The sequence below is a fragment of the Paraburkholderia monticola genome (genome assembly GCF_001580545.1).
Classification (GTDB): Bacteria; Pseudomonadota; Gammaproteobacteria; order Burkholderiales; family Burkholderiaceae; genus Paraburkholderia; species Paraburkholderia monticola.
Map to the genome: position 1 here is coordinate 200673 of NZ_LRBG01000038.1, position 19154 is coordinate 219826.

General features: G+C 68.3%; 20 protein-coding genes. 5 read left to right on the top strand and 15 right to left on the bottom strand.

Annotated features, from left to right (window positions below; all coding sequences use genetic code 11):
• Positions 1 to 182 precede the first annotated feature (182 nt).
• Positions 183 to 1181, top strand: a complete 999-nt coding sequence (locus CI15_RS28365; RefSeq protein WP_062134694.1) for a histidine kinase — start codon at positions 183 to 185, stop codon at positions 1179 to 1181.
• Here the strand turns inward: CI15_RS28365 and CI15_RS28370 are convergent.
• The 12 genes from CI15_RS28370 to CI15_RS28425 all read right to left on the bottom strand — a co-directional run bounded on the left by CI15_RS28370 (position 1151) and on the right by CI15_RS28425 (position 12621).
• Complete coding sequence (locus tag CI15_RS28370; RefSeq protein WP_062134697.1) at positions 1151 to 1813, bottom strand: response regulator; 663 nt, start codon at positions 1811 to 1813, stop codon at positions 1151 to 1153. The genes CI15_RS28365 and CI15_RS28370 overlap by 31 nt on opposite strands.
• A gap of 20 nt (positions 1814 to 1833) precedes the next feature.
• Complete coding sequence (pqqE, locus tag CI15_RS28375) at positions 1834 to 3066, bottom strand: pyrroloquinoline quinone biosynthesis protein PqqE (RefSeq protein ID WP_062134700.1); 1233 nt, start codon at positions 3064 to 3066, stop codon at positions 1834 to 1836.
• A 4-nt stretch (positions 3067 to 3070) separates the two neighbouring features.
• On the bottom strand, positions 3071 to 3349 hold the full coding sequence (pqqD, locus tag CI15_RS28380; RefSeq protein ID WP_062134703.1) for a pyrroloquinoline quinone biosynthesis peptide chaperone PqqD: 279 nt from the start codon (positions 3347 to 3349) through the stop codon (positions 3071 to 3073).
• Entirely contained in the window at positions 3346 to 4104 is a 759-nt protein-coding gene (gene pqqC, locus CI15_RS28385; protein ID WP_062134706.1) for a pyrroloquinoline-quinone synthase PqqC, read from the bottom strand. The genes pqqD and pqqC overlap by 4 nt, the downstream gene beginning before the upstream one ends.
• Positions 4105 to 4182: 78 nt before the next feature.
• Positions 4183 to 5097 carry a pyrroloquinoline quinone biosynthesis protein PqqB gene (pqqB, locus tag CI15_RS28390; protein WP_062134709.1) on the bottom strand — a complete coding sequence of 305 codons (915 nt, stop codon included), beginning with the start codon at positions 5095 to 5097 and terminating at the stop codon, positions 4183 to 4185.
• The gene (locus tag CI15_RS28395; protein WP_062134711.1) at positions 5094 to 6119 is read right to left on the bottom strand and encodes an alpha/beta fold hydrolase; all 1026 of its coding nucleotides are present in this window, start codon (positions 6117 to 6119) and stop codon (positions 5094 to 5096) included. The genes pqqB and CI15_RS28395 overlap by 4 nt, the downstream gene beginning before the upstream one ends.
• Positions 6116 to 6694, bottom strand: coding sequence for a cytochrome b (locus CI15_RS28400; RefSeq protein ID WP_062134714.1), 579 nt, complete (start codon positions 6692 to 6694; stop codon positions 6116 to 6118). The genes CI15_RS28395 and CI15_RS28400 overlap by 4 nt, the downstream gene beginning before the upstream one ends.
• An 82-nt stretch (positions 6695 to 6776) precedes the next feature.
• Entirely contained in the window at positions 6777 to 7619 is an 843-nt protein-coding gene (locus tag CI15_RS28405; RefSeq protein WP_062134718.1) for a formylmethanofuran dehydrogenase subunit C, read from the bottom strand.
• Entirely contained in the window at positions 7616 to 8587 is a 972-nt protein-coding gene (gene fhcD / locus CI15_RS28410) for a formylmethanofuran--tetrahydromethanopterin N-formyltransferase (RefSeq protein ID WP_062134721.1), read from the bottom strand. Before fhcD ends, CI15_RS28405 begins: the two co-directional genes overlap by 4 nt.
• A 10-nt stretch (positions 8588 to 8597) precedes the next feature.
• Positions 8598 to 10292, bottom strand: a complete 1695-nt coding sequence (locus CI15_RS28415) for a formylmethanofuran dehydrogenase subunit A (protein ID WP_062134723.1) — start codon at positions 10290 to 10292, stop codon at positions 8598 to 8600.
• Complete coding sequence (locus tag CI15_RS28420) at positions 10289 to 11659, bottom strand: molybdopterin-binding domain-containing protein (protein WP_062134726.1); 1371 nt, start codon at positions 11657 to 11659, stop codon at positions 10289 to 10291. Before CI15_RS28420 ends, CI15_RS28415 begins: the two co-directional genes overlap by 4 nt.
• 200 nt (positions 11660 to 11859) lie before the next feature.
• On the bottom strand, positions 11860 to 12621 hold the full coding sequence (locus CI15_RS28425; RefSeq protein ID WP_062134729.1) for a HisA/HisF-related TIM barrel protein: 762 nt from the start codon (positions 12619 to 12621) through the stop codon (positions 11860 to 11862).
• 16 nt (positions 12622 to 12637) lie between these two features.
• Here CI15_RS28425 and CI15_RS28430 point away from each other — a divergent pair, with 16 nt between their 5' ends.
• The 3 genes from CI15_RS28430 to CI15_RS28440 all read left to right on the top strand — a co-directional run bounded on the left by CI15_RS28430 (position 12638) and on the right by CI15_RS28440 (position 15504).
• Positions 12638 to 13681, top strand: a complete 1044-nt coding sequence (locus CI15_RS28430) for an ATP-grasp domain-containing protein (RefSeq protein WP_062134732.1) — start codon at positions 12638 to 12640, stop codon at positions 13679 to 13681.
• Positions 13678 to 14787: a hydantoinase/oxoprolinase family protein gene (locus CI15_RS28435; RefSeq protein WP_062134735.1), complete on the top strand. Its 1110-nt coding sequence runs from the start codon at positions 13678 to 13680 to the stop codon at positions 14785 to 14787. The genes CI15_RS28430 and CI15_RS28435 overlap by 4 nt, the downstream gene beginning before the upstream one ends.
• Before the next feature lie 126 nt (positions 14788 to 14913).
• The gene (locus tag CI15_RS28440) at positions 14914 to 15504 is read left to right on the top strand and encodes an amino acid kinase family protein (RefSeq protein WP_062134738.1); all 591 of its coding nucleotides are present in this window, start codon (positions 14914 to 14916) and stop codon (positions 15502 to 15504) included.
• A 16-nt stretch (positions 15505 to 15520) separates the two neighbouring features.
• On the opposite strand, the gene CI15_RS28445 is transcribed toward CI15_RS28440, so the two are convergent.
• The 3 genes from CI15_RS28445 to pqqA all read right to left on the bottom strand — a co-directional run bounded on the left by CI15_RS28445 (position 15521) and on the right by pqqA (position 17099).
• Positions 15521 to 16273 carry a (5-formylfuran-3-yl)methyl phosphate synthase gene (locus tag CI15_RS28445; protein ID WP_062134741.1) on the bottom strand — a complete coding sequence of 251 codons (753 nt, stop codon included), beginning with the start codon at positions 16271 to 16273 and terminating at the stop codon, positions 15521 to 15523.
• 31 nt (positions 16274 to 16304) lie between these two features.
• Entirely contained in the window at positions 16305 to 16904 is a 600-nt protein-coding gene (locus CI15_RS28450; protein WP_062134743.1) for a DUF447 domain-containing protein, read from the bottom strand.
• A gap of 105 nt (positions 16905 to 17009) precedes the next feature.
• Positions 17010 to 17099 carry a pyrroloquinoline quinone precursor peptide PqqA gene (gene pqqA / locus CI15_RS35825; protein ID WP_035496610.1) on the bottom strand — a complete coding sequence of 30 codons (90 nt, stop codon included), beginning with the start codon at positions 17097 to 17099 and terminating at the stop codon, positions 17010 to 17012.
• Positions 17100 to 17569: 470 nt separating this feature from the next.
• On the opposite strand from pqqA, the gene CI15_RS28455 reads away from it, so the two are divergent.
• A complete protein-coding gene (locus CI15_RS28455; protein ID WP_062134746.1) occupies positions 17570 to 19069 on the top strand; it encodes a form I ribulose bisphosphate carboxylase large subunit in 1500 nt (499 codons plus the stop codon).
• The last annotated feature ends 85 nt before the right edge of the window (positions 19070 to 19154 follow it).

The window sequence follows — 19154 nt, forward strand, 5'->3', positions numbered from 1 at the left end:
CGTCGTTGTCTCCTGCCGGCTCGTTTTGCTGCGCGCGTCGCGCGTCGTTTGACGTTGAGGTAAAGCTTCGCATACGCATCTGTAAGCGGCACGGGAGCTTTTCCCGATCTGCCAGGGAAGCGTTCCCAAAACCCACGCAAAAACCCGCTGCGCGTCCCGGCGCTGAGTAGAATGCAAACGTCATGTCAAGCGAACCGATCCAATCATCTGCCGCGAGCCAGGCGCCGCCATCGTCGACGATATGGCGCGATCTCGGCTGCGTCCTCGCGGTGACCGTGCTCGCGGCCGCGCTCGGCGCCACGTTCGATCTCAGCGAGAAGGCCTACCGCTTCACGCGCGGCATGGAGCGCTTCCAGCTCGACGAATTGCCGGGCACGCTGCTGGTGCTGTCGATCGCGATGGCCTGGTTTGCGTGGCGCCGCTATCTCGACGCGCGCCGCGAAGTGCGCCATCGTCGCATGCTCGAGGAACAGGCCGAACGGCTGCTCGCCGACAACCGGCGTCTCGCCAGCCAGGCGTTGCAGGCGCAGGAACTGGAGCGCCGCCATCTCGCGCGCGAGCTGCACGACGAACTCGGTCAATACCTGAACGCGATCTCGCTCGACGCCGCGCGCATTCGCGATCTGTCGAGCGAGCGCGAGCCGGAGATTCATCGCATCGCGCTTCAACTGATGCAGAGCGCGACGCACGTGTACCGCGAGATCGGCGGCATGATCCGCCGTCTGCGGCCGATCGGTCTCGACGAATTCGGCTTGCCGAGCGCGCTCGAACATTGCGTCGAGGGCTGGCGCGAGCGCCTGCCCGAGGCGTCGTTCTCGGTGACGATCGAAGGGGATTTCAGCGGTCTCAGCGATGCGTTGACGATCACGCTGTACCGGCTCGTGCAGGAAGGACTGACGAACGTGTCGAAGTTCGCGCGCCGCTCGCGCGTCGAAGTGTTCATGGTGCGCGCGCCGCGTGAAGACAACGGCGCACAGATCGACGAGATCGTCGTCACGATGGCCGACGACGGCCCCGGCACCGATCTGACGAAGCCGCGCACAGGACTGGGATTGATCGGCATGCGCGAGCGCGTCGAGGCGCTCGGCGGCGAGTTTCACGTCGCGAGCGAGCCGCAGGGCGGTTTTCTATTCTGCGCGCGCGTGCCCGCTCATGCGGGACTGGCCGAGCCCGTGAACTGAAGTCCGAGGCGGCTTGCCATCTGCGCGAGCTGCACGCCGTTGTCGGCGCCGAACTTCTGGCGAATCACCGATTGATGATTGGCCACCGTCTTCTGACTCAAGCCGAGCTTCTCGGCGATGCTCGGCAATGTATAGCCCTGCACGAGCAGCCGCAGCACCTCGAACTCGCGCGCCGACAACTGACGCCCCGGCGGCCCTTCGTTGAACGCGGTGCGCAGCGCGAGCGCCTGCGAGACGTCCGGGCTCAGATAGCCGGCGCGCCGGGCGATGCTGCGCACCGCTTCGACCAGCACGTCCGGCGCGCTCGCCTTGGTCACGTAACCGAGCGCGCCGGCGTCGAGCGCGCGGCGCACGAAGATCGATTCCTCATGCACGCTGAAGATCAACACGCGCGCGTCCGGCTCGCGCGCGAGCATGCGCCGCATCGCTTCGATGCCGCTCGCGCCCGGCAGCGAGACGTCCATCACGACCACGTCGGGCCGCAGCGCGCAAAAACGCTGGTAGGCCTGCGCGGCGTCGCCGGCTTCGCCGCACACCTCGACGTCGGCGCTCAGTTCGAGCAGACGCCGGTAGCCTTCGCGCACGACCGCATGGTCGTCGACGAGCAGAACGGAGATCGTGTCGGCACTCATGATTGGGCTCCGGGGGATGCTCAGTTATCGTCGCTCGCGTCGGGTTCGCGGACAGCCGCCGCGAACTTGCGCGAGTTGGCGTCGTTGCGGAACAGGATCGGCTGTTCGCGGGCCGCTGCCGTTGCCTCGGGTGCCGGCGCCTCTGCCGCGCGTCGCACGATCTTGACCACGGTGTCGTGCAACGGCGACTTGTCGCAGACGGGGTCGGCATTGGCTGGGTCGCCGGTAAGCAGGTAGGCCTGGCAGCGGCAGCCGCCGAGGTCGCGTTCCTTTTCGTCGCAGCTGCGGCACGGCTCCTTCATCCAGTGCAGACCGCGAAAGCGGTTGAACGCGTCGCTCTCGTACCAGATCTCGCGCAACGGCATGTCCTTCACGTTCGGCAGCGTGAGGCCGGGCAGGCCGCGCGCCGCGTGACAGGGCAGCGCGGCGCCGTCGGGCGCGACACCGAGAAACACCGCGCCCCAGCCGTTCATGCAGCGCTTCGGGCGGGTCTCGAAGTAGTCGGGTACGACGAAGAAAATCTTGCAGCGCTCGCCATGCGTGCGGCGATAGCGCGCGACCACCGCTTCGGCTTCTTCGAGCTGCTCGCGCGTCGGCATCAGTTGCGCCTGGTTCTCGCGCGCCCAGCCGTAGTACTGCGTGTTCGCAAGCTCCAGATATTCGGCGCCGAGAGCCAGCGCCATCTCGATGATCTTGTCGACGTGCGGCAGGTTGTAACGATGCAGCACGCAGTTGAGCACCATCGGAAAGCCGTGTCGTTTGAGCGCGGCGGCGACGCGCTGCTTCAGATCGAACGTGCGCGTGCTGCTCAGGAAGTCGTTCAACTGCTGCGTCGAATCCTGGAACGATAGCTGGATGTGATCGAGCCCGGCGGCCTTCAGGTCGCCAAGCCGCTGGTCGGTGAGACCGACCCCCGACGTGATCAGGTTCGTGTAAAAGCCGAGCCTGTGCGCTTCTTCGACCAGTACTTCGACGTCGTCGCGCACCAGCGGCTCGCCGCCTGAAAAGCCGAGCTGCACCGCGCCGAGCGCGCGCGCCTCGCGCAAAACGTCGAGCCATTGCGCGGTGGTCAGTTCGCGGCTGTGGTCGGTGTAGTCGAGCGGGTTGTAGCAGAACGCGCAATGCAGCGGGCAGCGATAGGTCAGCTCCGCGAGCAGCCATAGCGGCGGCGGCACCGCGGCGGCCGCGCTGCCCTCGGGCTGTGCGCCGGGTTGAGAGCCGGGGTTCGGGCCAAATTCAGAAAGATCGGTCATCGCGCTACTCCAGCCAGCCGCGCCCATGCGCGTCGGCGATGAAGGCCCGCACCTCGCTGCCGATGCCGGTCGTGTTGAAGGCCTGTTCGAGATCGGCGATCAACGTGTCGATGTCGCGCGTGCCGTCGCAGCGCTTGAGGATTTCTCCCGCGCTTTGATTGAGCTTCACCATGCCCTCGGGGTACAGCAGCACGTGCGCGTTCTGCGCCGGCTCCCATTGCAGGCGGAATGGCTTCGCGATCGCGAGCGGCGTCGTGGGTTCGGCGCGTGTCGAGTCGTTCATTGCGGAAACGCCTTCTCGATCGAGTCGAGCATGGTCCACAGAATGTCGAGCTTGAACTGCAGGATGTCGAGCGCCCGTTCCTGCTGATCGCGTCGCGTGAAATGCGCGAGCGTGACTTCGAGGCCGTGCTGCACGTCGCGCTGCGCGAGCGAGATACGCGAGCGGAAATACGCGAGACCCTCGGCCTCGATCCACGGATAGTGCTCGGGCCAGCTCGCGAGCCGGTCGCGATGCACCTGCGGCGCGAACATCTCGGTCAGCGACGAGCACACCGCTTCCTGCCACGGCGCGCGGCGCGCGAAATTCACGTAGGCATCGACGGCGAAGCGCACGCCCGGCGTCACGTGTTCGAGCGACCACAGTTCGTCGCGCGTGAGGCCGACCGCATCGGCGAGACGCGCCCAGGTTTCGATGCCGCCTTCGGCGCCGTCGTAGCCGTCGTGGTCGAGAATGCGCAGCACCCAGCGGCGGCGCGTCTCGCGGTCGGGACAGTTCGACAGCACGGCCGCATCCTTCAGCGGAATGTTGATCTGATAGTAGAAGCGGTTCGCGACCCAGCCGCGGATCTGCTCGCGCGAGCAGCCGCCGCTATTCATCTTCACGTTGAACGGGTGATGGATGTGATAGGCGGTGCCCTTCGCGCGCAATTGGGCCTCGAATTCCTCACGGCTCCAGGCGGGCCGGTCGGCGCCCTGGGTTGCCGTTGCACTCGCGTCGCGTGATGGTGCCGTGTCGTGAATGTCTTTCGCGTTCATGCCGTCTCCGTTTTATCGTCTTTCGCTTTCATGGTCGCGCCTCGTTACCGCATCGCTCTGTGCTCTTCACCGCGCAATTCAAAGCTCGAAACTCATGCCGTCGTACGCGACCTCGATGCCATGCTCGCCCAGCATGCGCCGCTCGGGGCCGTCTTCGATCAGGATCGGATTCGTGTTGTTGATGTGGATCAGCACCTTGCGTTTCGCGCCGAGCGAATCGAGCGTTTCGATCATGCCGCCCGCACCGCTCTGCGCCAGATGACCCATATCCGCGCCAGTCTTCTTCGACAGGCCGAGGCGGATCATTTCGTCGCCGGTCCATAGCGTGCCGTCGACGAGCAGCAGATCGGCCTCGCGCATCGCCGCGAGCACGTGCGGCTCGATCGCGCCGAGCCCCGGGGCGTAGAACACGCGCTGGCCCGATTGCAGGTTCGTCAGCACGAGTCCGATGTTGTCGCCGCGCTCCGGCGCATCGCGATGCGGCGAGTACGGCGGTGCCTTGCTCGACAGCGGCAGCGCGTCGATCCGGATGCCGGGCAACGCATCGACCGTGAGCGGCGCACCGTCGAGCGCGATGCGGCGATGCTCGACGCCGCAGTAGTGCGACAGGATCGGCGCGACCGGAAAGCCGCTACGCAGGTCTTGCCAGACCGCGTCGGTCGCGTAGAGCGGCAGCGGCGTATCGCGCTCGCGCAGCATCAGGAGGCCCGTCACGTGGTCGATCTGCGCGTCGATCACGAGCACCGCGGCGATGCCGCTGTCGCGCGCGCGCCGTGCCGGCTGCAACTCGGGATGCGCGGCGATCTGCGCGAGCAGATCGGGCGATGCATTGACGAGCAGCCAATCCTCGCCGTTCGCGCTGACCGCGATCGACGACTGCGTGCGGCGCGTCGCCTTCAGGGTGCCGCGGCGCACGCCGTCGCAATTGCGGCAGTTGCAGTTCCACTGCGGAAAACCGCCGCCCGCCGACGAACCGAGCACCTTGATCTTCATGCCGCGCGACGCAGGCTGCTGCGCCCCTCGTCGACGGTGGGAATGAACATCGCGGCGAGCGCATGCGCGACGCGCGCGTGCAACGCGGGGTCGCTCGACAGATGACCCGCCGCGCTCACCAGTTCGACGCGCGCGGACGGCACCGCGCGCGCGAGGCGCCGCAGATTGCCGCGCGGACAGACCGGATCGCGCCCGCCATGCACGGCCGCGATCGGCACGCCGGCCGCGCTCGCGCGGCGCGCGAGCGACAGCAAGCGCGTTTCGCCGAGCCAGCAGCGATGCGCGAGGTAGTGCGCCTGAATCCGGTATTTGCCGACCAGCTTGCGGGTGCGGCGTGCGGAGTCGTGCGTGTTTCGCGGATCCCCGCGTCGTTGCGCGGCGCCTCGCGGCGACACGCTCGCTAGCACCGCGTTTTCATAGCCGCGCCAGGCGAGTGCGAGAGCGCGTTGCCGCGCTGCGTTCGCCCCGCATTGCAAGGTGGCGCCGCAACGCGCGGCCAGCGTCGCGGGTTGCGCGCAACGCGCCGTGACACGCAGTCTCGACCACGCACGCGGCGAGCGTTTGCGTGACGCGATGAACAAACCGCGTACTTCGCGCGCGGAAGTCAGAAACAGGCCGCGCAGCACGACGCCCGCGACCGACTGCGGACACTGCCCCGCATACGCGAGCGCGAGCGCCGCGCCCCACGATCCGCCGAGCACGCCCCAGCGCGCGAAGCCGAGCCGCGCGCGAATCGCTTCGAGATCGGCGATCAGATAGTCGGTGCGGTTGTGGCGCACGCTGCCGTGCGGCGTCGACGCGCCGGTGCCGCGCTGATCGATCAGCACGACGCGAAAGCGCCGCAGATCGAACAGGCGCAGCACGCCCGGCTGACTGCCGCTGCCGGGGCCGCCGTGCAGGACCGCGACCGGCACGCCATCGCGCGCGCCGGCGAGCGCGTACCACACGCGATGACCATCGCGCGTGCGCAGCGTGTGCGCTTCGAGCGCGGCGGGTGAGTGGCGCGAGTGGCGCGTCGTCATGGCAGCATCCTCGCGAGCAGGTTGTCGCGATCGATCCACTGATGCTTGAACGCCCCCGCCACGTGCAGCACGATCAGCGCGATCAGCGCGTAGCCGATCGCCGCGTGAAGGCCGAAGAACAGCTCGCGCAGATGCGCGTCGTCCCAGCCCCACTTCGGCAGCAGCACGCCCCAGAAGCGCGTGCCGTAGCTGTTGAACGACGAGCCGAGATACCCGGCAAGCGGCATCGCCACCATGCCGACATATAAAAGACCCTGCGTAGTGCGCGCGGCGGCGCGTTGCCACGGTGGCATCGGCGGCAGCGGCGGCCGATGAAGGACCAGCCGCGCCACGATGCGCAAAAGCACCAGCAGGAAAACCGTGAGTCCGACTGACTTGTGCAGATTGATCAGCGTCGCTTTGACAGGCAAGCCCTTCGGCAATCCGACCATATAGAGCCCGAGCGCGAGCAGCCCGACGATGCCGAGCGCGATCAGCCAGTGCAGCGCGATCAGCAGGCCGGCATAGCGCTGGCCGCCGGCGCTCGCGTTGGCGTCGATAGCGGGCTTCGCGTCTGGGGAATTCGCTCTCGTCATGCCCTGTCTCCTTGCCCTCTGTCGATGGGGCGATTTTTCTTGTCGAACACCGTTTCAGTCCAGATCGACATGGCGCGCGTCCTCACCCGGCGACCAGGATTTCGCCGCGACCGTCGACCGCGAGGTCGCCCGTAAAACGGACCGGCAAACGGTCCGCGCGCCACTGCGAAAACGGCGCGATTTCGGCCGCGAGACTGCGTATGAGCAATGACCAGAATACGTCGAAACCGTGGCCGCCGCCCGCGAATGTCGGGGGCGGCAGCGGCTCGGGGCGCCGCGCGAGCAAGAGCGTGCCGCGCCTCATTCCATAGGCATAATGCGCGCCCAGTTGCCCGGCCACGCCGACGGTGCCCGCCACCAGCCGCGCCGCAGCGAAGTCGCCCGCATTGCCGCCGACCAGCACGAGGCCGCGGCGCATCCGGTCGGCCAGGCGCGCGCCCGCGTTGCCGTGGATCGTCAGCGTGCCGCCGCTCATGCCTTCCATGTCGCCCGTCAGCGCGCCGGCGACGAAATCGCCGCTGTCGCCGCTCACCGTGAGGCGCCCGCCGCGCATTTCGCAGCCGGTGAAGTGCGCCGCGTCGCCGTCGATGTACAGCACGCCGCCGCTCATCCCGAAACCGCTGTAGTCGCCGACCGAACCGCGCGCCACCAGCCGCCCGCCGTCCATCTGCGCGCCGAGCCGGTCGAGCCACGGCGTGGCGCCGTCGATCGTCAGCGTGGCCAGGTCGTCGCCGGTGACGGGCGCGTCATGGCGCGAAACCTCGAACACGTCGCCGACGACGCATTCCTCGTTCCCGCCCGGCAGCGCGATGCGCTCGATCTCAGCCACGCTCAGGCCGGCCAGCGCCGTCGGCAACAGGGCGCCCGCATCGACGCGAAAGCCGGGCGGCGTCTTCACGCGCAACGTGGTCGTGTTGGCGCTCATGCGCGCCCCCCGTCGAGCCCCGCCGCCAGCTCGTGCAGATGAAAGTGATACGGCCCGAGCTTGCCGCCGTAGTTGCCCGCCGAAATGCGCAGCACGCCGGCCGCGCGTCCGAGCCCTGCCGCCGCGCCGATGCCGGCCGTCATCGCCGCGCCGACGTCGGCGTCGGTCAGACCGTCGATGACGATCTCCAGCACGCAGCCCACCTCCGCGCTCAATTCGCTGTGTGAAGCGAGGCCGATCAGGCTCGGACAGAACGCGTCGTTGGTCGACGCGGTCGCGCCCGCGTACTTCGAGCCGACCTTCGAGCCGGACCGAACGATGCCGCCGGGAAACGGCATGATCACGTTCGGCAACCGGCGCATCGCCGCGACGGCGGCTTCGGCGGCGTCGAGCGCGGCGTCGAGATCACGCGCGAGCAGCAGCAGATTGCCGCCGCCCACGGCCTTGACGGTCGCCGCCGTGTCTTCGCAGACGAACTCGCCATCCATCACCGGCACACGCCAGTAGCGCGTGGGTCCGTTTCCCGCGTCGATCATCTTCGCGATCTGCCAGCCGTCGCCGAAAAAGCGCAGCCCGCTGCCGAGCGGCGCCGCGTCCGACAGCGGCGCGCGGCTCGTGGCCGGATCGATGCCGCCATAGACGGCCGTGCTCGGGCAGGTGAGCACGCACTGTCCGACGCGCCGCCCGATCTGCTTGGCGAGTTCCTTCGACGACACCGCGAACAGTAGCACCGCCACGCCGGGCCGGCCGTCGGGCGTGGCATCGGGCGCGAGCGTGCGTTCGATGCCCGCCTCGCAGCCGCAGCCGATCACCGAGGTCGCGAAGCCCGTCAGCGAGTTCGCCGCGTGCATCGCCCACGTCGGTGTGTGCGCGGTGATCACGAGCCGCGTCGCCTTCATCGGGAAGGCTTCCGCGAAGGTCGCGTCGATCGCGGTGCCGTTGATGACGAGCGGGGCGGGGGCGTTCATCGTGGCCGCGTCAGGTTAGGCATTCGACGGGCAACAGCCGCCCGCCGCGGCAGCAGCGGCAGGCTTCGTCGTCGCTGATCGCGGCATGCGCGAAGTTGTTCGCGAGATGCGCATCGCTATACGCGCGCAGCGTCTTCTCGATGCCGCGATCGAACTGCGGCGCGACGAAATGGATGCCGCCCGTCGGCGTCGCGACCAGCGTGCCGTCGCGCGCGACCAGCTCGCCGTCCTTGAACACATAGGCGGGCGAGGTGAACATCCGCTCGCGATCCGGCCCGTCGCGATAGACGGCGATGTCCGCCGCGGCGCCCGCGCCGAGGTGGCCGCGATCGCGCAGACCGAGCAGCCGCGCGGGACCGGCGCGGGTAATGATCGCGATCTCGTACAGCGAGAATTCGCGCTTGAGTTCGGGCAGCGTGCTGGCCACCTGCGCTTCGGGATGCAGCTTCGCAAGTTGCTCATCGCGAAACGGCTTGTCCATCAGCAGGCGAATCAGATGCGGATAGCTCGTGAACGGGCCGCCGTTCGGATGATCGGTGGTCATGGCGACGCGCCACGGGTCGTCGACGAGCAGAAAAATTTCGAGGCCGATGATCCATTGCAGCGCGTTCACGTAGCTCTGCTCTTGATAGCGGAACGGCACGACGCCGCAGCCCGCGTCGCACTCGATGTCGCCCGCCACCCACTTGTGCGGCCGCGCGAGCGGCGCGTTGCGGAACTGCATCATCGTGTCGCCCGAGGCCGTGACGGTCTGTCCGAAGATGATCTGGCCGACGTCGATCGACACGTTCGGCCGCGCATTCACGGCCTCGGCGATCTGCCGCGCGCCCGACGAAAACTTGCGCGAGCCCTCGGTGCCATAGCTATGAAACTGGATATGCGTCAGATGGATCGGCAGGCCGTCGGCCGCGTCCATCGTCGCGATCGTCGAGGCGAGGTTGCCGGGCACGCCGAGATTGCTCGAATGCACGTGCAAGGGATGCGGCACGCGCAATTCGGTCAGTGCGCGTGTGAGCGTGCGCAGTACGTCGCGCGGCGTGATGCCGTAGTGCACGTGCGGCTCGTCGACGTCGAGCGAGCGCTGGTTGAACTTGAACGCCGAGATGCCGCCGGGGTTCACCACCTTCACGCCGAGCGCCTTGCTCGCGTCGATCGTCCAGCCGACGTAATCGCGCAGACGTTCGAAGTCGTCGCGCGCGGCGAGCATGCGCAGAAACAGCTCGTCGTTGCCGAGCATCACGTAGGCACCGTGATCGATGATCGGCGTGTCGCCCATTTCGAGGTGCGTGTGGCGCGCGTTGGACGGCATCATCGCCGGCTCGAACGCGGCCGTGTAGCCCATTTCGGCGTAGCGGTAGCCGGTCGCGAGCGTGCCCGGCGCACAGACGCCGCATGACGGCAGACGCAGATAGCGGCCGTTGTCGTCCTGTACCGTTTCGTAAGCGGCGTCGCGCGGCGCATCGCCGCGATGATCCTCGGGTAGCAGCAGGCGCGACAGATTGGTCTTGCCGCCGCCGATATGCGAATGCAGATCGATGCCCCCCGCCATCACGATCATGCCGCTCGCGTCGTATTCGCGATCGGCGGGCGTCGTGCTCGGCACGTCGACGATGCGGCCATCGCGAAACGTCAAGTCGCGGCGCTCGCCGTTGACGTTGTGGGCCGGGTCGAACAGCGTGCCGCCCTTGAGTCGGACGAGGGTCATGGCTGGACCTCGCGCGGACTCGCTTGCCCGTTCATTTGGCCGCTCACTTGTTCGCTCACTTGCTCGCTCAATCGCGCGGCAAGCGACGCCACCGTGTCGAGCGCGGCACCGCGCGCGGCGCTGAGCGGCAGCACGACCGAAGCGTCGACGCGAAACAGATGCCCGCCGCTGTCGATGCCCGGTGTCGCGACGGGCACGAACACGGTGTTCGCGCCGCGCGCTCTCGCGGCATCGGCGAGCGCCGGATGGCCGAGCACGATCAGTGGAAGCGCGGGATCGAGCGACGTGGGCCACGCATCCGGTGCGAAGCTCGCGATCCACAACAGCGCATCGACTTCGCGAGCGGCGAGCAACCGCGCCGTGCGATAGCGATGCGGGTCGTGATCGAGCGCTGCGGCGCCGGCGGCGCGCGCCGGCATCGATACGCGCGTGCGCAGCGGCAGGCCGGACAGCCACGTGACGGTCTGATTGACGCTCAACGCGCCGTCGTCGCCGCCGAGTGCGAGACACGCGGCGCGCGTGCTGCGGTTCACGGCCTTCACGATGCGGTTCAACGCTTCGATCAGCAACGCCGCATGCGGGGCCGGCAGTGCGGCCGGTTCGTAGACGACCACCGTGTAGCGCGCGGCGGCCATCCGTACTTGCAATGACGCGAGCTCGGTCGCGGCGCTGGCGTTGCGTCCTTCGGCGAGCGCCGACCAGAGCGCGAGCGTGTCGAACGGATCGGCGTCGGGGAGCAGCGTGTCGATACGGGTTGGCGCGAAGCCGTCCGCGGCCGGGTCCGCCTCGCAGCCGACGCAGACCAGCTCGCGCGCGAAGTCGGTCCCCGCCAGCACGCGCGTGAAAAAGCGTGGATAGCGCCGCGACGGCTGGCAGCCGAAGAACACCAGCAGGTCGGCACGCGCACGCACTTCGGAGAGCGTCGTGAAGAACGAGCCGCGGTCCTGCAACGCGAGGGTCGCGGGCGTCAGCGCGTCGCCGTGCAGATGATCGAGAATCGCGCCGCAGGCGGCGGCGAGCGGATACAGCGCGCGGGTGCCGGCGACGTCGGTGGCGAGCCCGCCGAACAGCGGGCGGCGCGCGTTCGCGAGGCACTGCGCGGCGCGCGCCAGCGCGGCATCGAGGTCCACGTCGCGACCGTCGACGACGCAAGCGCATTGCGCGTCCGTCGCGCGGTACTGCGCGAGTGCCTGAGCGAGCCGCGAACATTCGGTGTCGGGGACAGCGAGCGTGCCGTCGTCGTACGAAGCCGCGACGAGGTCGTCGCACAGCAATGGACAGAACGGGCAGACCCAGTCGCGTGTGAGCGCCGCGGCGTCCGTTGCGCTCGGGCTCAGGGGCGATGAGTCGGTGGAGAAGATATGCATGGGGCTCGTTTAGCAAGCTCCATGCCGATTTCACGACGACGCGCCGGCGAGTGCGCGCCGGCGCGTTTGTTCAATGGCCTGTTGCCCCATACAAAATGTGTGCCGTTCTGGAGCAGAGTGTCACACGCAAACTGTCCAGCTTGTGTTCCGTTTACAGCCAGTACCGCTGGATCGCGTGGCATGGATATTGTATGGAAGGCCTACGCCGAATCGGGATGGGTGCAGTCGATCTGTCGATCGTGCAGCGCGGATGCCACCAGCCATGCGGTGGCGCCGGTGCTTGCAGCGGCGGCCAGATCGTCGCGATTGCGGATGCCGCCCGCGCCGATCAGCGTGGTGTGCGCGGCGGCTCGCGCGCGCAAACGTTCGAACGTCGCGAGATCGGGGCCGGTGTAGCTGCCGACCTGATCGAGCGTCATCGCGATCACGCGCGACGGCCACCATGCCGAAGAGTCGTCGAGCGAGGTCGCGGCGAGCAGTTCGCCCGCGCGATGGTCGAGCGACAGGATCGGCGCGAGGCCGGCGCGCTGAGCCGCGTGCAGGGCGTGGGTATCGCGCAGCGTCTCGGTGCCGAACACCGGCACGAGCGTCGCGAGGTGGGAAGCGGCAGCGTGGTTGCCGTGCTGGTTGTGGTGTTCAGCGATAGCGTCGTCGATGCGCTCGAATTGCGCGCGCATCGACGTGTAGTCCGCGAAACCCGCGTCGAGCCACAGCTCGACGCCGGGCAGCGCGGCGCGCAATGCGGCGAGCGTCGACGCATGCGCGCCGCGTTGCAGGATGGCGCCGAGGTCGGCGATATAGAGCGTGCGCGCGCCGCTCACTTCGAGCAGCGCGCGCGCGACGGCAAGCGGGTCGCTCGTCGGGGCGAGGCGGGACTGAATGGGCCGATAGGCGCTTCTCTCGCCGCGCACTGCGCGCACGACGTGGCCGTCGAGCAGATCGAGAACAGGTATCACCTGCATAGAGGGGCGCTTTTCTTTGACCAAGATCTTTGTCTACGAGTATCTCACCGGCGGGGGCATCGACCCTGAATTCGCCGCCGCGGGCAGTCTGGCCGATTTGAGCGCGCTGATCGTCGAAGGACGCGTGATGCGCGATGCGCTGGTCGCCGGTCTGCGTGAGCTCGACGGCGTGCACGTCACGTTCGCGACCTCGCGCTTCGAAACGCTGGGCCCGGGCGAGGCTCATTGTAGGGCCGCGCCCGGCGAATCGATGACGGCGTTCGTCGCGCGCGCGGCACGCCAGCACGATTACGCGTGGATCGTCGCGCCCGAGTGCGATGGCTTGCTGCTGCGCTTTCACGATGCGGTCGGCTCGGCGCGCTGGCTCGGCTGCGCGAAGGAAGCGATTCGCGTCGCGTCGAGCAAGAGCGCGACCGCCGCCTGTCTCGCCGCCCACGGGATTGCGACGACGCCGGCGCTCGAACCCGGCGAGCCACCCGCGCAGCACGACGGCCGCTGGGTCGTCAAGCCGGACGACGGCGCGGGCGGCCTCGACACGATCGTGTTCGAGCGCTTCGCCGATGCCTGCGCGGAATACGAGGCGCGCGCGGCCGCGGCGCGCAATCCGGTGCTGCAGGCGTGGGTCGACGGCGAGGCGTTGAGCCTGTCGCTGATCTGCCGCGGCGACGCGACCAAGCTGCTCAGCATCAACCGTCAGCAGATCGGGCTCAGTGACGGCGATGCGTCGGGCGATGCCGCCAGGATCGTCGAATTCGATGGCGTGCTGGTCGATCAGATCGACCGTCACAGCGACATGGGCCGCGCGCTCGACACGCTCGCACAACGCGTCGCGCGGGCCATCCCCGGTTTGCGCGGCTTCGTCGGCATCGACGTCGTGTGGCATCCGCGCCGCGGGCCGGTCGTGATCGAAGTGAATCCGCGGTTGACGGTCGCGTATGCGGGGCTGTCGGCGGCGCGCGGCGGCGGCCTGACGCGCGCGCTGCTGGCCGCGCATGGCGTGCGCATCGAGCGCTGCGGCGCGCCGTGCGCGACTGCGCCGACGCTCGAGGTGCGCCCATGAGTGCTGCCGATTCGGCCCCGACAGCGCGCTTCGGCTGGGACGTCGGCGGCGCGCATGTGAAGGTGTCGCTCGCCGATGCCAGCGGCGCCGTGCTCGACGTCGCGCAGTGGGCATGTCCGCTGTGGCAGGGACTCGACCATCTGCATCGCACGATCGACCTCGTTTTCGCGCGCTGGCCGCAGGCCCGCACGGCCGCGGCGCACCATGCGGTGACGATGACCGGCGAGATGGTCGACCTGTTCGAGGATCGCGCCGCAGGCGTGCGCGCGATCGTGGCCGCGCTCGCCGAGCGGCTCGGCGCGTCGCTGCGTTTCTACGCCGGCGACGCCGGCTGGCTCGCCGCCACCGACTGCGCGGCCGGCTGGCGTCAGGTGGCGTCGGCGAACTGGCTCGCGACCGCGAGTTGGGTCGCGACTCGCATGGTGAACGCGCTGCTGGTCGACATCGGCAGCACCACGACCGACATCATTCCGATCGTCGACGGCCGCGTCGCCGCGCTGGGCATGACCGACGCGGGCCGGCTCGCGACCGGCGAGCTCGTGTATCACGGTGTCGTGCGCACACCGCTGTGCGGCGTCGCGCACCGGATCGAATTCGGCGGCGCCATGCTGAACGTCATGAACGAATGGTTCGCGACGACCGCCGACGTCTACCGGCTGACCGGCGAACTCGACCCGCAGCACGACGTGCAGCCGAGCGCCGACCAGGGGCCCAAGACGCAGGCGGCGAGCCGCGCGCGGCTCGCGCGCATGATCGGCCACGACGCGCACGACGCATCGGATCTCGAATGGCTGCAGTTTGCGCGGCGTTGGCGCGCGCTCCAGTTGCGCGAAATCGGCGCAAATCTGCTGCGCGTGGTGGCCGCGCACCCGACGCTCGCGGCCGTGCCGCTGGTGGGCGCCGGTTGCGGCCGCTTCCTCGCCGCGGCCTTGGCGCGCGACGAAGCGCGCGGCTACGTCGACTTCGGCGCGCTGGCGGGCGTGCCGGATGCTTTGGCTGCGTGGGCGGCGACCTGCGCGCCGAGCGTGGCGGTCGCGCTGCTCGCGGTGCACGAAGGGGGATCGCAGCGGCATCGCGCGCGTGGCGTGAGCGCGCGCGCGGCATGAGTTGAAAGGCAGGGGCAACGGGGACGATACGACGAGCTGGACAGGTTCGGTGATGAACGCGGTTGCGAAGCGAAACCACGCGACGCGACCCCGCCGGGCACTCAACTGGACGCGAGGGCAACAGACATGTGGGTGGTCAAGATCGGAGGCAGCCTGAGTCACGACCCGGCGCTGCGCCACTGGCTCAGCGAGCTATCCGAAGTCGGCGGCGGACGCGTCGTGATCGTGCCCGGCGGCGGAGATTTTGCGGACAAGGTGCGCCAGTACCAGGGCGAGTGGCGCTTCGACGATCTCGCCGCGCACAACATGTGTCTGCTCGCGATGACGCAATACGCGTTGCTGATGCAGGGCGTCTCGCCCGAACTGGTGATCGCGTCGAGCGAGGCGAAGATCCGCCGCGCGCTGCGCGACGGCCGGGTCGCGGTATGGGTGCCGACCGCGCTGATGCGCGAGACGCCCGACGCGATGAGCAACTGGGACACGACCTCGGACAGCCTCGCCGCCTGGCTATCGACGATGCTCAACGCCGAGCGGCTGGTGCTGGTCAAATCCTGTCCGATCGCCGCCGACGATCCGCTCGAAACGCTGGCGGCCGCGGAGGTGGTCGACCGCAAGTTTGTCGACTACGTGAGCGACGCGAACTATGTGGTCGAGCTGATCGACAAGAGCAACGTCGCGCTGATGCGCGACCGTTTGCTGAATACGCCGGTGATGTGATCGATGCGATGATGGCCTAGAGCCGCGTGGCGCCCGTCGTGCCCGTCGTGCCCGCCAAAGGAGCGGCGCCATCGACGCGCAACTCCCCGGCCGGCCGGTGCAACGCGCTCGCCCATTGCGCGACGCGCTCGGGATCGAGCCGCGAGCGGCGCCCGTCGGCGCACAACGCGGTGCGAAAACCGGCGACGTCCGGCGCGAGCGCGCGAATCTGCGGCAGCTGCGCCCAGCCGAGCGCGCCCGCGATGCCCACCATTGCGCCGCGCTGGCGCGCAAGCCGCAACCAGCGCGCGAGCGCGTCGAGCTCGACATGATCGAACAGTGTGCCGCCGTCCTTGATCGCGGTGTCGAACATCAGGCCGGCGAAGCCGAGCGCCGCCGTGTGGCTGACCAGCTCGTCGTCCATGCCGCCGTCGCACAGCAGCACCGGCACGACGGTGGCCGGCAGATTCGCGAGCTGCTCGACGCAGCGTCGCGCGGCGGGTCCGCGCGCGATGCCGACCTTCACATAGTCGACGCCGGCGTCGCTGACGTCGATCACACGCGCGGCGATCTCGTCGAACGCTTCGGGGGGCAGGTCGCCGATCGCCGCGCTGATCGGCTTCACCGGGTAGCGCGCGCGCAGTTGTCGCGCGATGTTCGTGATCGCGTCGATCGACAGGCCGCCGAGCGCGCCGTCGTTCGGTTCTTTCAGGTCGATCAGCTCGGCGCCGGCGCGGGCGGCGTCGAATGCTTCGTCATCCGAGCGGACGCTCGCGAGCAAGGCGGTCATCGGTGTTCTCCGCGGGGGTAGGGAAACGGCTTCAGTGATGGACGGAGGCGGCGGCCTGGCTGGCCGCCCCTTCGAGACTCGCGCGATAACGCGCGATCGCGGCGACGAGCCAGTCCCATGCGGTGCGCTCGTTTTCGCCAGCGGTTTTGTCGATCGCGATCTGCAGATACGCCATTTCCCGATCGACCTTGTCGGCCGGCAGCATGAAGAGCCGGCTCACCAGAATCGCACCCTCCACGACCGCCGACTGCGCGCGATTGAAGCCCGCGAACGGCGCGTGGTTTTCGCGGTGCACGCATTTCATCACCAGCACGGGGCGTTGTTCGTCCTCCCGCAGCTCGTCGAGTTCGAGCTCCGCGTGCGCGAGCGATTCGGCGAGGCGCACGCTCGCGACGCGGCTCGCGCGCACGGTCGGCCAGTCGGTCGCGCAGTGCGTGACGCAGCCCGCGAAGATGCGCACGTCGGTCGTGAAATTGAGCACCGCCGCGCGCGTCGCGATGACGTTGTCGAGCGTGGTCGACGGGCGGAAAGGCGCCAGGATGATGCGCTCACCCTCGTAACGCGCACCCATCGGCGCGATATGAGGACGGCCATCGCACGCTGCCGTGGTGACGATCGTTTCGTGGATCATGGCTGGGAACGCGTGTCCCGACAGCGCCGGAAGGCCGGCCGTCAGCAGAGGTCAAACACAAACGGAAACCGCGAAGGGGCCGCGGCGTGCGGCCCGATCGCGGGCTTAACGCGTAGCGACATACATCACGATTTCAAAACCGAGGCGTACGTCGGTGTAGCTCGGGGTCGTCCATTGCATACGTGCTTCCTCCATGAGTTGAACCACCGGTTGAAACAGCGTTGCGCCGCCGGCCCGGCGTGATGCCCGATGTCGACGGCAACCAGCATCACGCAAGCTCCATGCCCATGCGTGTGCCGACCCGCCCTGGCGGGCGTGGATTCGCGAGCCAATACAGCGCCCGGCGAATTACGCGGCGCCGCGGCGGCCGCTCGGCAGGCCAGACGCAAGCCGCCGCGCGGTGTGGCGAAAACGAAGCAAAGTGTTCCATCGCGATTCGCTGATCCGATTGCGCTGTCACGCCGTGCCCGCCTCGGTCACCGACCCATTCTGCTCCCATTCCCGTTTCATGGCGTGAAAAAGAAACTAACGATGTGATAGCGATAACCGATCCGTTAAGTCTGCCAAATAAAATCGTGAATTCCCCTTGGGCGGGTCCGTGCCTACAGTGCAACTCAAGCGCTTCGTTCTTCCGGCAGTGCGCTTGCCACTTTCGAGGACACGTCATGAACGATTTCAGTCAACCGCCGATCCAGCCCGAGCATCATGCGCGCGATCCGCACAACCCGCGCGAGCGGTACGCGGCAGGCGTGATGAAATACCGCGAGATGGGTTACTGGCAACCGGATTACGAGCCGAAAGAGACCGACGTGATCGCGCTCTTTCGGATCACGCCGCAACCCGGTGTCGAACCCGAAGAGGCGGCGGCCGCGGTGGCCGGCGAATCGTCGACCGCGACGTGGACGGTGGTGTGGACCGACCGGCTCACCGCCTGCGACATGTATCGCGCGAAGGCGTATCGCGTCGAGCCGGTGCCGGTGTCCCGCGCCGACGAGCCGCAGTACTTCGCGTATATCGCTTATGAACTCGATCTGTTCGAGGAGGGCTCGGTCGCGAACCTGACCGCGTCGATCATCGGCAACGTGTTCGGCTTCAAGCCGCTGAAGGCGTTGCGGCTCGAAGACATGCGCATTCCCGTCGCGTATCTGAAGACGTTCCAGGGGCCGCCGACCGGGATCGTCGTCGAGCGCGAACGGCTCGACAAATATGGGCGGCCGCTGCTCGGCGCGACGGTCAAGCCGAAGCTCGGTCTGTCGGGCAAGAACTATGGACGGGTGGTCTACGAAGGCCTGCGCGGCGGCCTCGATTTCCTGAAGGACGACGAGAACATCAACTCGCAGGCGTTCATGCACTGGCGCGACCGTTTCCTGTTCGCGATGGAGGCGGTGAGCCGCGCGCAGGCGGAAACCGGCGAGGTCAAGGGCCACTACATGAACGTGACGGCCGGCACGATGGAGGACATGTACGAGCGCGCCGAATTCGCGAAGGAACTCGGCTCGTGCATCGTGATGATCGACCTCGTGGTCGGCTGGACCGCGATCCAGTCGATGTCGCGCTGGGCTCGCAGGCACGACATGATCCTGCATCTGCATCGCGCCGGACACGGCACCTACACGCGGCAACGCAGCCACGGCATCTCGTTTCGCGTGATCGCCAAGTGGCTGCGGATGGCGGGCGTCGACCATGCGCACGCGGGCACGGCGGTCGGCAAGCTCGAAGGCGATCCGCTCGCGGTGCAGGGCTACTACAACGTGTGCCGCGACGCGCACAACGCGGTCGACCTGTCGCGCGGCATCTTCTTCGATCAACCGTGGGCCGGCTTGCGCAAGGTGATGCCGGTCGCCTCGGGCGGGATTCACGCGGGACAGATGCATCAGCTGCTCGACCTGTTCGGCGACGACGCGATCCTGCAGTTCGGCGGCGGCACGATCGGCCATCCGGCCGGCATCCAGGCCGGCGCGACCGCGAACCGCGTCGCGCTCGAAGCGATGGTGAAAGCGCGCAACGAGGGCCGCGACCTGCTGCGCGAAGGGCCCGACGTGCTCGAAGCCGCCGCGCGCTGGTGCACGCCGCTCAAGCAGGCGCTCGATACGTGGCGCGACGTGACCTTCAACTACGCGTCGACCGACACCCCCGATTTCGCCGCCACGCCGACGGCGGCCTAGCTGGACCGGGCTTTGCCGCTGGCGCTTTACGAGCGCCTTGGCAACGCGGTGCAACGTCACCGCGCGGGGCACTCTTGACGCTGAT